12 protein-coding genes, 3 rRNA genes and 1 pseudogene are annotated in these 15,039 nt (G+C 41.9%); 12 read left to right on the top strand and 4 right to left on the bottom strand.

Translation table 11 applies throughout. The features are described 5' to 3' along the window. Positions 1 to 7: 7 nt before the first annotated feature. The 3 genes and pseudogenes from truA to rpsI all read left to right on the top strand — a co-directional run bounded on the left by truA (position 8) and on the right by rpsI (position 1,785). A pseudogene (gene truA / locus RGF10_RS00080) lies at positions 8 to 746 on the top strand (tRNA pseudouridine(38-40) synthase TruA). A gap of 187 nt (positions 747 to 933) precedes the next feature. Beyond that, positions 934 to 1,371: a 50S ribosomal protein L13 gene (gene rplM / locus RGF10_RS00075; protein WP_318506240.1), complete on the top strand. Its 438-nt coding sequence runs from the start codon at positions 934 to 936 to the stop codon at positions 1,369 to 1,371. Between the two features lie 21 nt (positions 1,372 to 1,392). Next, positions 1,393 to 1,785, top strand: a complete 393-nt coding sequence (rpsI, locus tag RGF10_RS00070; RefSeq protein WP_147535658.1) for a 30S ribosomal protein S9 — start codon at positions 1,393 to 1,395, stop codon at positions 1,783 to 1,785. A gap of 318 nt (positions 1,786 to 2,103) precedes the next feature. Here rpsI and RGF10_RS00065 read toward each other — a convergent pair whose 3' ends face one another. After that, positions 2,104 to 2,613, bottom strand: coding sequence for a ferritin (locus RGF10_RS00065; RefSeq protein WP_318506236.1), 510 nt, complete (start codon positions 2,611 to 2,613; stop codon positions 2,104 to 2,106). A 229-nt stretch (positions 2,614 to 2,842) separates the two neighbouring features. On the opposite strand from RGF10_RS00065, the gene RGF10_RS00060 reads away from it, so the two are divergent. Continuing rightward, positions 2,843 to 3,487 (top strand): cupin domain-containing protein, encoded by a 645-nt coding sequence (locus RGF10_RS00060; protein ID WP_318506234.1) that lies wholly within the window; start codon positions 2,843 to 2,845, stop codon positions 3,485 to 3,487. Positions 3,488 to 3,751: 264 nt separating this feature from the next. Here RGF10_RS00060 and RGF10_RS00055 read toward each other — a convergent pair whose 3' ends face one another. Continuing rightward, on the bottom strand, positions 3,752 to 4,462 hold the full coding sequence (locus RGF10_RS00055) for a peptidoglycan recognition protein family protein (protein WP_318506232.1): 711 nt from the start codon (positions 4,460 to 4,462) through the stop codon (positions 3,752 to 3,754). Positions 4,463 to 4,655: 193 nt separating this feature from the next. On the opposite strand from RGF10_RS00055, the gene RGF10_RS00050 reads away from it, so the two are divergent. The 3 genes from RGF10_RS00050 to RGF10_RS00040 all read left to right on the top strand — a co-directional run bounded on the left by RGF10_RS00050 (position 4,656) and on the right by RGF10_RS00040 (position 7,137). Continuing rightward, positions 4,656 to 5,105 (top strand): YbaK family protein, encoded by a 450-nt coding sequence (locus tag RGF10_RS00050; protein WP_318506230.1) that lies wholly within the window; start codon positions 4,656 to 4,658, stop codon positions 5,103 to 5,105. 121 nt (positions 5,106 to 5,226) lie between these two features. Beyond that, positions 5,227 to 5,946 (top strand): N-acetylmuramoyl-L-alanine amidase CwlD, encoded by a 720-nt coding sequence (cwlD, locus tag RGF10_RS00045; RefSeq protein WP_318506228.1) that lies wholly within the window; start codon positions 5,227 to 5,229, stop codon positions 5,944 to 5,946. A gap of 135 nt (positions 5,947 to 6,081) precedes the next feature. Then, positions 6,082 to 7,137, top strand: a complete 1,056-nt coding sequence (locus tag RGF10_RS00040; protein ID WP_318506226.1) for an Mrp/NBP35 family ATP-binding protein — start codon at positions 6,082 to 6,084, stop codon at positions 7,135 to 7,137. Positions 7,138 to 7,198: 61 nt separating this feature from the next. Here RGF10_RS00040 and gerD read toward each other — a convergent pair whose 3' ends face one another. Beyond that, positions 7,199 to 7,771 carry a spore germination lipoprotein GerD gene (gene gerD / locus RGF10_RS00035; protein WP_318506225.1) on the bottom strand — a complete coding sequence of 191 codons (573 nt, stop codon included), beginning with the start codon at positions 7,769 to 7,771 and terminating at the stop codon, positions 7,199 to 7,201. A 199-nt stretch (positions 7,772 to 7,970) separates the two neighbouring features. Between gerD and RGF10_RS00030 the strand changes: the two genes are divergently transcribed. Further along, the gene (locus RGF10_RS00030; RefSeq protein WP_318506223.1) at positions 7,971 to 8,600 is read left to right on the top strand and encodes a KinB-signaling pathway activation protein; all 630 of its coding nucleotides are present in this window, start codon (positions 7,971 to 7,973) and stop codon (positions 8,598 to 8,600) included. A 56-nt stretch (positions 8,601 to 8,656) separates the two neighbouring features. Here the strand turns inward: RGF10_RS00030 and pdaB are convergent, their stop codons facing one another. Then, on the bottom strand, positions 8,657 to 9,409 hold the full coding sequence (gene pdaB / locus RGF10_RS00025; protein ID WP_318506221.1) for a polysaccharide deacetylase family sporulation protein PdaB: 753 nt from the start codon (positions 9,407 to 9,409) through the stop codon (positions 8,657 to 8,659). A gap of 130 nt (positions 9,410 to 9,539) precedes the next feature. Between pdaB and RGF10_RS00020 the strand changes: the two genes are divergently transcribed. The 4 genes from RGF10_RS00020 to rrf all read left to right on the top strand — a co-directional run bounded on the left by RGF10_RS00020 (position 9,540) and on the right by rrf (position 15,039). Beyond that, on the top strand, positions 9,540 to 9,779 hold the full coding sequence (locus tag RGF10_RS00020) for a hypothetical protein (RefSeq protein WP_318506218.1): 240 nt from the start codon (positions 9,540 to 9,542) through the stop codon (positions 9,777 to 9,779). Between the two features lie 254 nt (positions 9,780 to 10,033). Then, a 16S ribosomal RNA gene (locus RGF10_RS00015) occupies positions 10,034 to 11,583 on the top strand. Between the two features lie 315 nt (positions 11,584 to 11,898). Beyond that, positions 11,899 to 14,834 (top strand): 23S ribosomal RNA (locus RGF10_RS00010). Positions 14,835 to 14,944: 110 nt separating this feature from the next. Continuing rightward, positions 14,945 to 15,039 (top strand): 5S ribosomal RNA (rrf, locus tag RGF10_RS00005). Together the 16S, 23S and 5S rRNA genes form the textbook arrangement of a ribosomal RNA operon.

Raw genomic sequence — 15,039 nt, 5'->3', positions numbered from 1 at the left:
TAATAGAATGCAGCGTTTTAAATGTAAAATTGCTTATGTAGGAACTTCGTATTCTGGCTATCAAGTTCAACCGAATAAAGTTACCGTCCAGAGTGAGATTGAACGAGCATTGATGAAGCTTCATAAAGGCACTCAGGTGCGAATTTCTGCCTCCGGAAGAACGGATGCAGGGGTGCATGCAAAGGGACAGGTCTTTCACTTTGACTCTCCTTTAAACATCTCTGAGGAAAAGTGGCAGCTTGCCTTAAATAGCCTACTCCCTGGATGATATATCCATTCTAGCTGTTAGCAAAGTTCATCGTGATTTTCATGCAAGATTTGATGTCGTCAAGAAGGAGTATCGTTATTTTATCTATCCTTCAAAAACAAGGGATCCGTTTTTACATCCGTTTGCCTATCAATTTAAGTATCCGTTAAATGTGTCCAACATGATCGCTGCATCACAATTTTTAGTTGGGACTCATGATTTTACGAGTTTTTGCTCTGCGAAGACAGAAGTGGAGGATCGTGTTCGGACCATTCATCAGATTGAATTGTTGGAGGAAAATGGACTGTTAGTATTTCGATTTGTTGGTAACGGTTTTTTGTATAATATGGTTAGGATTCTGGTTGGGACCTTGCTCGAGGTTGGGACTGGCGAGCGGGATTCGGCTTCAATTCCAGAGCTAATAAAGAACAAAGATCGAACCATAACGGGCAAAACAGCCCCAGCCCATGGCTTATACTTATGGGAAGTAGTTTATTAATAATATTTTTACACACTTATTATCGGATTTTTCGTTAAGGCAACTAATCCTGGTGTTGACAATTCGACCAGAACGAGATATTATATCATATGGTATGTATTTTAACCCCACAATGAGCCCTGGAAGAGCAATTTGTGTAAAAATATATATGGACAATCTGAATCAGATTATTTTAGGAGGGAAATTCATGCGTACAACGTTTATGGCTAATTCAAACAATATTGAACGTAAATGGTACGTAATTGATGCGGAAGGTCAGACTTTAGGTCGCCTTGCTAGCGAAGTAGCATCAATTTTACGTGGTAAAAATAAACCAACTTTCACACCACATGTTGACACTGGTGATAATGTAATCATCGTGAATGCATCTAAGATCGAGTTAACTGGTAAAAAGTTAACTGACAAGATTTACTACCGTCACACTAACCACCCAGGTGGATTAAAACAAAGAACAGCGCTTGAAATGCGTACAAACTACCCTGAGAAAATGTTAGAACTTGCTATCAAAGGCATGCTTCCTAAGAACTCTCTTGGTCGTCAAATGTTCAAGAAATTACACGTATATGCTGGTGCAGAACACCAACATCAAGCACAAAAACCAGAAGTTTACACACTTCGCGGATAATTTTAAGAGGAGGTTATTAACTTGGCACAAGTTCAATATATCGGTACTGGTCGTCGTAAAAGCTCCGTTGCACGTGTTCGTTTAGTTCCAGGTAACGGAACCATTACTATTAACGATCGTGAAATCACAGATTACATTCCATTCGAAGCATTACGTGAAGTGGTTAAACAACCATTAAACGCTACTGAAACTTTAGGTAGCTACGATGTGCTTGTAAATGTTAAAGGTGGAGGTTACACTGGTCAAGCTGGCGCAATCCGCCACGGTATCGCTCGTGCGTTACTTCAAGCTGATCCAGAATTCCGCCCAACATTAAAGCGCGCTGGACTATTAACTCGTGACGCTCGTATGAAAGAACGTAAAAAATACGGTCTTAAAGGCGCTCGTCGTGCACCTCAGTTCTCAAAACGTTAATATTTACGTTTCAAGGCTCTTTCCACTTTGGTGGAAAGGGTCTTTTTTATGCGCGAAAATAGCTATTGACCACATTTTGACCATCAAAAATTTTCTGATCACATCTAATCACTCCAAAAGCAGGGAAGAGTATGCCTTTTGAATTTAAATTCTAGGGTTTATCTACAGTATCAGTAATAAAATGTTGATTTGGTAGGCTCGTAAAAAATGAAGCTGATATAATACAAAACCATCCTTGAAAGGATGGTTGGGATAGAATTTTTATAAGAAATGTTTAAGTTATATGCTTATCATGTGTAAAGTAAGTCAATTTCAAGTTTATTTTGCTGCTGGAGCGGTCGTTGTAGCTGTTCTGGCTCCTAATTCCTGGTCTAATAATAAAAGGGCAGAAGGGTTACCTTCAGCAAGTCTAAGTCGATCTATAATTGTTTTTGCTTGTGCTTCTTCATCGATTTGTTCTCTAAGAAAATCTTGTATAATGATAGCGGCCTGTGGGTCTGTTTGATTGGCGTAGTTATAAGCTTGGCGATAAGAATTTGTAACAAATTGCTCATGAGATAATACCTTTTGAAAAGTCTCTAGTGGTGTACCAAAGTCGCTTGGTTGAGCAGGAAGACTGCTCAGTTGGACAGTACCGTCTCGATCCACAACAAAATCAATTAATTTAAGCATGTGTGTTCTTTCCTCTTCTGATTGCAATCTTAGCCAGTGTGCCATACCAGTTAAGTTCAATCTCCCCATATATGCAGACATGGCAAGATATAAGGTCGTAGATACATGTTCAATTTGAATTAAATTATTAAATAACCTTTGAAGTTCTTCATTCATGTACTCTTCTCTCCTAACCCCAAGATGTTTTATCCTTCTTATAGTATATAAGTGTTAATTAAAATGTTTCGTCATAAGAATATTAATTTAGGAAATTCACAGGAAATAACCCAGTTACATAAAGATATGGGTCTGTGCCTATTCATGCTATTTCATATTGCATAGTATTTAAGGTAAGAATTAGGTGATTTCATTACCTGATTAGTAAAGTGTGAGAGGATGGAGAAAAATGTACTATGTTCCTTATAACTATCCGCACCAATATCCTTATTATGAAAATATACCAATGAATAATTATGCAAGACAGTCTGATTACTGGGATTATCCAGCCAATATTTATGCAAACAGATTTCATGCATTAAGATTACCTAATAGTAATGGAAATGCTTTGCTAACAGATTATGGTCCTAAACCATTCGTTATTAACATCAATGAGGCATCAAAACAAAACAATACGTATCGTACAGCTTTATGGACAGGAAAACATTTGCAGGTTACATTGATGAGTCTTAAAGCAGGGGAAGATATTGGGTTAGAAATACATCCTCACGTTGATCAATTCTTGCGTGTTGAACAAGGTGAGGGGATTGTTCAAATGGGGAATAGTAAAGGGAATCTGAATTTTGAAAGAAGAATCAAAGATGATTCAGCAATAATGGTTCCCGCTGGAACATGGCATAATGTAACCAATATCGGAAATATTCCTCTAAAACTTTATTCCATATATGCACCACCACAGCATCCACGTGGAACCGTTCATGTAACTAAGTCAGATGCAATGGCTGCGGAAGAAGGTAAAGGTCATAAATATGGAAATACCATTATTAATGGTAGGACTCAGACGAATGGCTGCGACACGCACAATTTTTGGTGAATGAAGAATCATAGGATGTTAAAAGGGCGATAAACGCTTTAGGCGTTCTTCAAGAATTTATTCTAATGCTAGAAAGTTTAACAAGGGTGTGTTATTTTTGACCACATTCTGACAAAGACTCCCACCACTTGGTTGGGAGTCTTTTTGTAAATAAAAGAAAATGAGTAAATACAATTTTGTTGGAACCTCTATATGCACTCTTCATTCGGCAATCAGGTTAAATAAACTATTTCATCAAACCTACTATCTCTTCCTTTTTCCGGACTATAAGCGGATAAAAGTATGTTTTCGCATTTTCGGTTGAATTTCCCCAAAAAAGCCTGCCCCAGGACACGTTTTTACATTATAATCAGGACCTTTATCTAACACTCTTTCGCCATTCTTTAAGCTCCACCAATGATGATAGGTAATAGTGTCGATGGAAGGGTCCAAGCCAAATTTGATACAGAGCAAGGCATTGAGATAGACAATTGTTTCCTTTTGTTCCTCTGTCATCACATCGTGACCAACATCAAAATTTCCCACATGCTCAATCGCAATTCCATTCTCATTCGCTTTGGATCCAATGGTCCCATCTGGAGGAATGTTAAATGGCCGGGAAACAGCAATTTTTCCATCAGGAAAGGTTGTAATATTTTGGGCAATATTTTTCCAGCCCATTTGTTGTTTATGATAATTTTCCATCCCGCTCAACATCGTAAAATGGTTGGCCCCATTGAAATGCTTATAGGAAGGAAGCCAGGTATGATGCTGTTGAATTAAATCAATCTTCCTTGTTACATGTTGTTTATATAGCCAATTCTTAAACTCCGCTCTTGTCATCAAGATATGCTGACCTTGAACTGAGGCAGAACTAGGAATGCCCTCCGCCATTTTTTCCTCATTATTAATGGAGTTACCTTCTGCTTTTGAAGGATGAGGGTCAAATTGTAGAAGAAAAACAATACTAGTGACTAAAATAATTAGGTTTTTCATTTTGCCCTCCTTTCAAAAAAATTTCCCTATTAAGCATCCTTAATAGTTTTTAAAACAGGAATCAATTTATGCTAAAATTCACCGAATTAAATTTTCCGATTTTACCCATTAAAATTGGAAACATAATGCTAAATAATTCTTGTATTTCTCCTGTGTGAAGGATAAAGACTACTTTCAAAGGAGTGTAGATTTTATGACCTTGATAACAACGTTTAAAGAGAAAAAACGAGAAAAGCAAATAAAATATGAGCGAACCGTACTTCGTGATTTATCTATACAAATGCTGAAAACAAGTGTGAAGCAATATTTTGGTTCATCGAGGATTGCCTCTAGTGTTTTAATGAAGGCAGGAATGGAAGAGGCGTGTTACGATATCGCGATTGAAGGATATTTATTAGGTGCCCGGATGAGCCGGTTTGGCTATTTTGGTGAGGAGTTAAAGCAGGTCCGAACACGCTGCGAGGAGGAGCTAAAACATTTATCCGATACCTTATATAATTTTATCCTGTATTGGGGTCATGGCTTATATGATGAGGGAATCCATAGTGAATCTTTGTTTTATCTCTGCGAGGCCTATGTAGATCATTGGTTTAGAGAAGGGTTTACGAAGGGAGAAAGACGATATAAGCTCCGGCTTCATTGAAAAAAAGGCTATTATTGATTTCCGATAAAGGGTGTATTGTCTAACTGTTTTGCTGTTCTAAAGCCCCTGTATGTCCCATATAGTGAATTATAAGGACAGGCGGGAGGGAGCAGCACGACACATGAAACGAAAATTAAAAATCAGTGGATTTGCCCTCGGGCTGATTACTTTATTTTTCATTCTACAGTATGACTTCAGGGAGGATGACTCATGGAAGTCGTGGAATCTTCCGTTGAGTGGAAAAATTATTCTCGTTGATCCTGGCCACGGTGGTCCAGATGGCGGAGCTGGGGATAAAAAGGCTTTAGAAAAGGATATTGCTTTAGATGTATCATTAAAGCTCCGGGAATACCTTCAAGAACAGGGTGCACTTGTCATTATGACTCGAGAAGAAGATCGGGATTTAGCAGATGAAGACACGAAGGGATATAGCCGCAGAAAAGTGGAGGATTTAAAAACGCGCTTAAAGATGATCAATGAGTCAGAGGCTGATTTATTTATAAGTGTTCACTTGAACTCAATTCCATCACCACGGTGGAGCGGTGCCCAAACCTTTTACGCACCACAAAAAAACGAAAATGAACGAGCAGCAAAATTTATCCAAGATGAATTACGGAAAAATCTAAATAATACAGACCGACAGGCGAAATCAATTCATCATGTCTATATATTAAAACATGCGAAAAAACCTGGTGCTTTAGTTGAAATAGGTTTCTTATCAAATCCAGCAGAAAAAAATAACTTAAAGCAGGACCAATATCAGGAAAAGATTGCAGCATCAATTTATAAAGGAATTATTCGTTACTTTACGACTGAAAAAGAATTAAAAGAAGCAGAATAGAAGGTGAAAAGCCTTCTTTTTTTCTTTGCTGGAAAAACCATTCTCATCTATCAAAAGTGATTCACTTAACTGTTAATTTAGTTAATTATGGTATATGATGAATTGGAAATGAATACACAAGGTGGGTGTTTTTGAATGTTGTCAGAAGCAAAAGTTGTCGAACTTTTAAACGGAGTAAAGGAACCTTTTTTACATAGAACGCTTGAGGAAGTCAATGCGATTCAAGAGGTTAAGATCAATGCAGAAAAAGGCCATGTCAGTGTTAAAGTGGCTATTGCTAAAACAGGAACAGCAGAACAGCTTCAACTACAATCGGAAATTGTTTCTTTGTTGAAACAAGAGGGAGCTAACACAGTTGGGTTGCGTTTTAGTGAACTCCCTGAAGAAGTATTAGCAAAATTCCGTGCCGAAGCCTCCCCAGAAGAAGAAGGATTGCTATCACCTAACAGTAAAACAACGTTTATCGCGATTGCGAGCGGTAAAGGCGGTGTCGGGAAATCAACTGTGTCGGTTAACTTGGCAGTATCTTTGGCTCGGCTAGGGAAAAAGGTTGGATTAGTTGATGCGGATATTTACGGATTTAGTGTTCCGGATATGATGGGAATTACAACTCGACCTGCTATTCAGAACGAAAAAATTCTTCCTGTCGACCGCTTTGGTGTTAAAGTAATTTCGATGGGATTCTTTGTCGAGGATAATGCTCCGATTATTTGGCGTGGTCCAATGCTTGGTAAAATGTTAAACAGTTTCTTTAATGAAGTAAAATGGGGCGAACTCGATTATTTACTGCTTGATTTACCTCCAGGCACAGGAGATGTTGCCTTAGACGTTCATTCGATGTTGCCGGCATGTAAAGAAGTCATCATTACGACTCCGCATCCAACAGCAGCCTTTGTTGCTGCACGTGCAGGTGCAATGGCCATTAAAACCGATCATGAAGTGATTGGTGTAATCGAAAATATGTCTTATTTTGAAAGTGAAAAAACAGGCGATAAGGAATATATCTTTGGCCGTGGTGGTGGAGAGAAGCTAGCGGAAGAGTTACAGACGACCCTACTTGGTCAACTGCCACTAGGACAGCCTGATTGGAATGAAGAAGATTTTGCTCCTTCTATTTATCAAGAGGATCATAAGCTCGGCAAAATCTATTTGGATATTGCCCAAAAGATTGCAGGAATCATTGAGAAATAAACTGAAAAAAATAAAGCCTCCTTCAAGGAGGCTTTATTTTTTGGAGATTTTTCATTAATTCTTAGGCTTCGCCTTCACTCTTACCGGCTTTTACCTCATCTGCAGCTTTAATGAGGAGATCTTGAATTTTTGCTTTAAAAAGTGGGCTTTCAAAAGTTTCACTGACGATTTTTTGTATATGCTCACGATATTCATTGCTTTTTAATGTATCCTGAACCTCTTTTTGAAGTTCGGGGTCTTTCATAATTTCCACTAATTTACCACGGTAATCTGGATCATTCATAAGGTTTTTCAACAAACCTTCATTCTCCGTTTTCATGCTTTTGGCAATACCTTCAGCAAATTTTGGATCTTCATACGCCTTTTTCCAAAATTCCATGCCTTTATCTGAGGTCAACGTTTGCTCAATAACTTCTTTTACAACGGTTTGATCCATTATTAATTGTTGCTTTAGTTTATCGTCAGACATGACCTCTTTAATGGCATTTTTACCATCATCGGTTTTTAAGATGTCGACGACCATTTTTTTAGTTTCTTCATAATCAAGTTGTCCACCTTGAGCTTGAGATTCCGCGCAGCCAGAAATAATAAAAACTAAGCAAAAGGGGAGGAGCAATTTTGACTGCATTTTCATTTTGAGGCTCCCTTCACATAGCAATTCTTACTTATAGATTGAGAAAGATGGACGATAATTATTCATTTGATGTGAATATCTAGATTTTTCAAAATTTGGTTGGTACAATTTAAAGTAGAGAAGGATTGTTATGCTAATAACACTATAGAATAAGTATTCGTTGATGCAACGATTACTTAATTTAGTATGGGGAAAAGTCGTGAATAGCCGAAATTTGGTCAAATTATTTTTTTCAACCTTATTGATTGGGGCATTAACCACTGGAATAGTTGGCTTCATTGTACGCTGGGATGAATTTGAACCATTCTTTACTCATTTTGAATGGTTAGAAATCCTATCAGTATTGTTTTGGTTAATGGGGATTGGTCTTATTTTTAGTTTGCTTAGTCAAATGGGTTTTTTTGCTTACTTAACGATACATCGATTTGGATTGGGAATATTTCGAAGTGTTAAGCTTTGGAATCGTGTTCAATTAGTATTGGTAGGTTTTGTTGTATTCGATTTAATTTATTTTCGTTACTTATTTTACGCTGAGAAAGGAGAAAGCTATCTTTCCTATATTGTATTAGGAGTATTTGTTTTACTATTCGGTCTGTTATTTGCCTGGCAAAAAGCAAAGCAAACCAATAAAGAAGCTTTTGTTCCTGCGTTATTTTTTATGGTTGTTATTACAGTTATTGAATGGATGCCAGTATTACGAGTTAATGAACACAGCTGGTTGTATTTAATGTTAATTCCACTTCTAGTGTGTAATGCCTATCAGCTTTTAATTCTCCATAAGCTTAATGAAACTTCCCAATTACAACGAAATAATGCTCAAAAGGCCTGAAACAAGAAAAATGGAGCTGACCAAATATCAGCTCCATTTTTTTAAAGGTTTATTAATTAGTTTACCTCAGAGGACTGTGTAGTTCCGTTGGCGATCATTTCTGATACAGAGACAAGCTTTAATCCCTTCTTTTTTAGTTCGGCTAATATATTCGGTATTGCTTTTGCAGTTTGTTTTGCAGAATCGGAGGCATGTAATAGGATAATATCCCCTTTTTTTGCCTTTGCTACATTTTTCGTTATTTGTTCTACACCTGGATTTGTCCAATCTTTGGAGTCGATGCTCCAATGAACAAAGGAATACCCATATTGTGTAGCAATCTTCAATGACCTTTGATCAAATTGGCCAGTTGGTGCCCGTGCAAGCTCAATCCCTTTAACATTTAATTTTTTAAATACTTCTTGGGCTAATAAAAGATCCTTTTTAATCTTCGCTTCCTCTAGCTCAGAATAATCTTGGTAGGAATACCCCAATATGCCAATCTCAAAACCATCCTTTACAATTCTCTCAACAAGATCAGGATGTCTTTCAGCCCATGATCCAGAAAGGAAAAAGGTTGCAGACTTAACATTTTCCTTTTTTAAAATATCAAGTATGGGCTCAGCTTTTTCATCACCCCAACCAATATTAAAGGTTAGAGCCACATCTTTTTCACCTTTATAAATGGCCTTTGGACCATCTTTAGTTGTAAATACTGCAAGATGGAAGATGTTCTCCATATACATAAAAAAGGCTGTAAAAAAGGCTGCAATCATTATTAATACTAAATGCTTAATGGTTTTACCGTTTAATACGAAAAAGAATTTCATCCTCTTCACCTCGTCCCATCGCTCAATCCTATCCTATGCTCCAAAATAGCCGATATGATTATTTGCTAATAAAAAAACCAAATATGGAAAACACTACAAAAAATAAAAACCATATATAAGGAGTGTTACTATGATAGGAATGATCATTTCAGGACAAGAGGAACAAGAAATAAGATATTTGATTAAGCGAGAGCTGGATGAAATTTTATTTGATTTACAGGATGAACGAATTGAACATCTAGTTAAACAGGCAATGAAAGACCGTTACAAAATATTGTTTTCCCTGTTTAAGAGAGTGGCTTCACCTGTTGAATGCTTTCATTATATGCCATCAAAAATAAGGCAGATGAAAAAGGTAAAAGAAAAATGAATAAAACTTGTTGACTTATATAATAGAACTTGGTATATTAATAAACGTCGCTGCTGAGCAACAACATTGATTGAGAAAAATGATGTTGACATGATTAACACGACATGTTATATTAATAAAGTCGCCTCTGAGCGATAACAAGAAAATTGTTCTTTGAAAACTAAACAAACAAACGTCAACAATAATAAATTTTAGTGCTTATAACTTTGGTTATAATACACTAGCCAACGTAACATTTTTGAGCTAAATCAACTTTCTTGGAGAGTTTGATCCTGGCTCAGGACGAACGCTGGCGGCGTGCCTAATACATGCAAGTCGAGCGGATTGATGGGAGCTTGCTCCCTGATATCAGCGGCGGACGGGTGAGTAACACGTGGGCAACCTGCCTGTAAGACTGGGATAACTTCGGGAAACCGGAGCTAATACCCGGATAATCCTTTCCTTCTCATGAGGGGAAGCTGAAAGACGGTTTCGGCTGTCACTTACAGATGGGCCCGCGGCGCATTAGCTAGTTGGTGAGGTAACGGCTCACCAAGGCGACGATGCGTAGCCGACCTGAGAGGGTGATCGGCCACACTGGGACTGAGACACGGCCCAGACTCCTACGGGAGGCAGCAGTAGGGAATCTTCCGCAATGGACGAAAGTCTGACGGAGCAACGCCGCGTGAGCGAAGAAGGCCTTCGGGTCGTAAAGCTCTGTTGTTAGGGAAGAACAAGTATCGGAGTAACTGCCGGTACCTTGACGGTACCTAACCAGAAAGCCACGGCTAACTACGTGCCAGCAGCCGCGGTAATACGTAGGTGGCAAGCGTTGTCCGGAATTATTGGGCGTAAAGCGCGCGCAGGCGGTTCCTTAAGTCTGATGTGAAAGCCCCAGGCTAGACCGGGAGGGTCATTGGAAACTGGGGAACTTGAGTGCAGAAGAGAAGAGCGGAATTCCACGTGTAGCGGTGAAATGCGTAGAGATGTGGAGGAACACCAGTGGCGAAGGCGGCTCTTTGGTCTGTAACTGACGCTGAGGCGCGAAAGCGTGGGGAGCGAACAGGATTAGATACCCTGGTAGTCCACGCCGTAAACGATGAGTGCTAAGTGTTAGAGGGTTTCCGCCCTTTAGTGCTGCAGCAAACGCATTAAGCACTCCGCCTGGGGAGTACGGCCGCAAGGCTGAAACTCAAAGGAATTGACGGGGGCCCGCACAAGCGGTGGAGCATGTGGTTTAATTCGAAGCAACGCGAAGAACCTTACCAGGTCTTGACATCCTCTGACACTCCTAGAGATAGGACGTTCCCCTTCGGGGGACAGAGTGACAGGTGGTGCATGGTTGTCGTCAGCTCGTGTCGTGAGATGTTGGGTTAAGTCCCGCAACGAGCGCAACCCTTGATCTTAGTTGCCAGCATTTAGTTGGGCACTCTAAGGTGACTGCCGGTGACAAACCGGAGGAAGGTGGGGATGACGTCAAATCATCATGCCCCTTATGACCTGGGCTACACACGTGCTACAATGGATGGTACAAAGGGTCGCGAAACCGCGAGGTCGAGCCAATCCCATAAAACCATTCTCAGTTCGGATTGTAGGCTGCAACTCGCCTACATGAAGCTGGAATCGCTAGTAATCGCGGATCAGCATGCCGCGGTGAATACGTTCCCGGGCCTTGTACACACCGCCCGTCACACCACGAGAGTTTGTAACACCCGAAGTCGGTGGGGTAACCGTAAGGAGCCAGCCGCCTAAGGTGGGACAGATGATTGGGGTGAAGTCGTAACAAGGTAGCCGTATCGGAAGGTGCGGCTGGATCACCTCCTTTCTAAGGATATTGTCATAAAGACAATCGGAATGCAGACCTTCTGGTCTGTACTGTTGACCGCTTTGTTTGTTTAGTTTTGAGGGAGCAATTCCTCGAAACTTAAGGTAAATTAGAAGCGAGCAGTTCTAGGAAGCAAGCGAGGGAAGGCCGGAGTGTACTTAGCGTACATGAGGACCTGAGTAAGCGCAGCTGACAACGAAATGCGAAGCTTATCATTTACCGTTCGTTCTTTGAAAACTAGATAATCGTAAAAGAAGAAAACAAGAAACACCACATTAGTTTTTTCTCTCTTAATAATAAGAGAATTAACCTTTAGGTTAAGTTAGAAAGGGCGCACGGTGGATGCCTTGGCACTAGGAGCCGATGAAGGACGGTACTAACACCGATATGCTTCGGGGAGCTGTAAGTAAGCTTTGATCCGGAGATTTCCGAATGGGGGAACCCACTACTCGTAATGGAGTAGTATCTTTACCTGAATACATAGGGTATTGAAGGCACACCCGGGAACTGAAACATCTAAGTACCCGGAGGAAGAGAAAGCAAATGCGATTCCCTGAGTAGCGGCGAGCGAAACGGGACATAGCCCAAACCAAGAGGCTTGCCTCTTGGGGTTGTAGGACACTCAACATGGAGTTACAAAGGAACGGGGTAAATGAAGAGATCTGGAAAGGTCCGTCAAAGAAGGTAAAAACCCTGTAGTTGAAACTTCGTTCCCTCCTGAGTGGATCCTGAGTACGGCCAGAACACGTGAAATCCGGTCGGAAGCAGGGAGGACCATCTCCCAAGGCTAAATACTCCCTAGTGACCGATAGTGAACCAGTACCGTGAGGGAAAGGTGAAAAGCACCCTGGAAGGGGAGTGAAAGAGATCCTGAAACCGTGTGCCTACAAGTAGTCAGAGCCCGTTAATGGGTGATGGCGTGCCTTTTGTAGAATGAACCGGCGAGTTACGATTACATGCAAGGTTAAGTTGAGAAGACGGAGCCGCAGCGAAAGCGAGTCTGAATAGGGCGAATTAGTATGTGGTCGTAGACCCGAAACCAGGTGATCTACCCATGTCCAGGGTGAAGGTTGGGTAACACCAACTGGAGGCCCGAACCCACGCACGTTGAAAAGTGCGGGGATGAGGTGTGGGTAGCGGAGAAATTCCAATCGAACTTGGAGATAGCTGGTTCTCTCCGAAATAGCTTTAGGGCTAGCCTCACGTAGTAAGAGTCTTGGAGGTAGAGCACTGTTTGGACTAGGGGCCCTCATCGGGTTACCGAATTCAGACAAACTCCGAATGCCAAAGACTTATCCGTGGGAGTCAGACTGCGAGTGATAAGATCCGTAGTCAAAAGGGAAACAGCCCAGACCACCAGCTAAGGTCCCAAAGTATACGTTAAGTGGAAAAGGATGTGGAGTTGCTTAGACAACCAGGATGTTGGCTTAGAAGCAGCCACCATTTAAAGAGTGCGTAATAGCTCACTGGTCGAGTGACTCTGCGCCGAAAATGTACCGGGGCTAAACGTATCACCGAAGCTGTGGATTGACATCTACGATGTCAGTGGTAGGAGAGCGTTCTAAGGGCGTTGAAGCTAGACCGTAAGGACTGGTGGAGCGCTTCAGAAGTGAGAATGCCGGTATGAGTAGCGAAAGATGGGTGAGAATCCCATCCACCGAATGACTAAGGTTTCCTGAGGAAGGCTCGTCCGCTCAGGGTTAGTCGGGACCTAAGCCGAGGCCGAAAGGCGTAGGCGATGGATAACAGGTTGATATTCCTGTACCACCTCATTATCGTTTGAGCAACGGGGGGACGCAGGAGGATAGGGTAAGCGCACTGCTGGATATGTGCGTGTAAGCAGTTAGGCTGGAAATGAGGCAAATCCCGTTTCCGTAAAGGCTGAGCTGTGATGCCGAGGGAAATATAGTACCGAAGTTCCTGATTCCACACTGCCAAGAAAAGCCTCTAGCGAGATAAAAGGTGCCCGTACCGCAAACCGACACAGGTAGTCGAGGAGAGAATCCTAAGGTGAGCGAGAGAACTCTCGTTAAGGAACTCGGCAAAATGACCCCGTAACTTCGGGAGAAGGGGTGCTCTTTTGGGTGTTAAAGCCTAGAAGAGCCGCAGTGAATAGGCCCAGGCGACTGTTTAGCAAAAACACAGGTCTCTGCAAAGCCGCAAGGCGAAGTATAGGGGCTGACGCCTGCCCGGTGCTGGAAGGTTAAGGGGAGAGGTTAGCGCAAGCGAAGCTTTGAACCGAAGCCCCAGTAAACGGCGGCCGTAACTATAACGGTCCTAAGGTAGCGAAATTCCTTGTCGGGTAAGTTCCGACCCGCACGAAAGGCGTAACGATCTGGGCACTGTCTCAACGAGAGACTCGGTGAAATTATAGTACCTGTGAAGATGCAGGTTACCCGCGACAGGACGGAAAGACCCCGTGGAGCTTTACTGTAGCCTGATATTGAATTTTGGTACAGCTTGTACAGGATAGGTAGGAGCCGTAGAAGCCGGAGCGCCAGCTTCGGTGGAGGCATCGGTGGGATACTACCCTGGCTGTATTGAAATTCTAACCCATACCCCTGATCGGGGTAGGAGACAGTGTCAGGTGGGCAGTTTGACTGGGGCGGTCGCCTCCTAAAAAGTAACGGAGGCGCCCAAAGGTTCCCTCAGAATGGTTGGAAATCATTCGTAGAGTGTAAAGGCACAAGGGAGCTTGACTGCGAGACCTACAAGTCGAGCAGGGACGAAAGTCGGGCTTAGTGATCCGGTGGTTCCGCATGGAAGGGCCATCGCTCAACGGATAAAAGCTACCCAGGGATAACAGGCTTATCTCCCCCAAGAGTCCACATCGACGGGGAGGTTTGGCACCTCGATGTCGGCTCATCGCATCCTGGGGCTGTAGTCGGTCCCAAGGGTTGGGCTGTTCGCCCATTAAAGCGGTACGCGAGCTGGGTTCAGAACGTCGTGAGACAGTTCGGTCCCTATCCGTCGTGGGCGCAGGAAATTTGAGAGGAGCTGTCCTTAGTACGAGAGGACCGGGATGGACGCACCGCTGGTGTACCAGTTGTCTTGCCAAAGGCATAGCTGGGTAGCTATGTGCGGACGGGATAAGTGCTGAAAGCATCTAAGCATGAAGCCCCCCTCAAGATGAGATTTCCCATAGCGTAAGCTAGTAAGATCCCTGAAAGATGATCAGGTTGATAGGTCAGAGGTGGAAGCGTGGCGACATGTGGAGCTGACTGATACTAATCGATCGAGGACTTAACCAAAAAACGTTTTTCTTCTTCTACATTATCTAGTTTTGAGAGAATGAAATTTAAAAATTTCTCTTGCAAAAATTAAAAAAGCCATTATAATAAATAATGTCTTATAAAAATAGTCTGGTGGCGATAGCGAGAAGGTCACACCCGTTCCCATACCGAACACGGAAGTTAAGCTTCTCAGCGCCGATGGTAGTTGGGGGCTCTCCCCTGT

It is taken from the genome of Bacillus sp. T3 (assembly GCF_033449965.1).
Taxonomy (GTDB): Bacteria; Bacillota; Bacilli; order Bacillales; family Cytobacillaceae; genus Bacillus_BU.
Note: the sequence above shows the minus strand (reverse complement) of the source record. Positions and strands in the feature narration are given on the sequence as shown.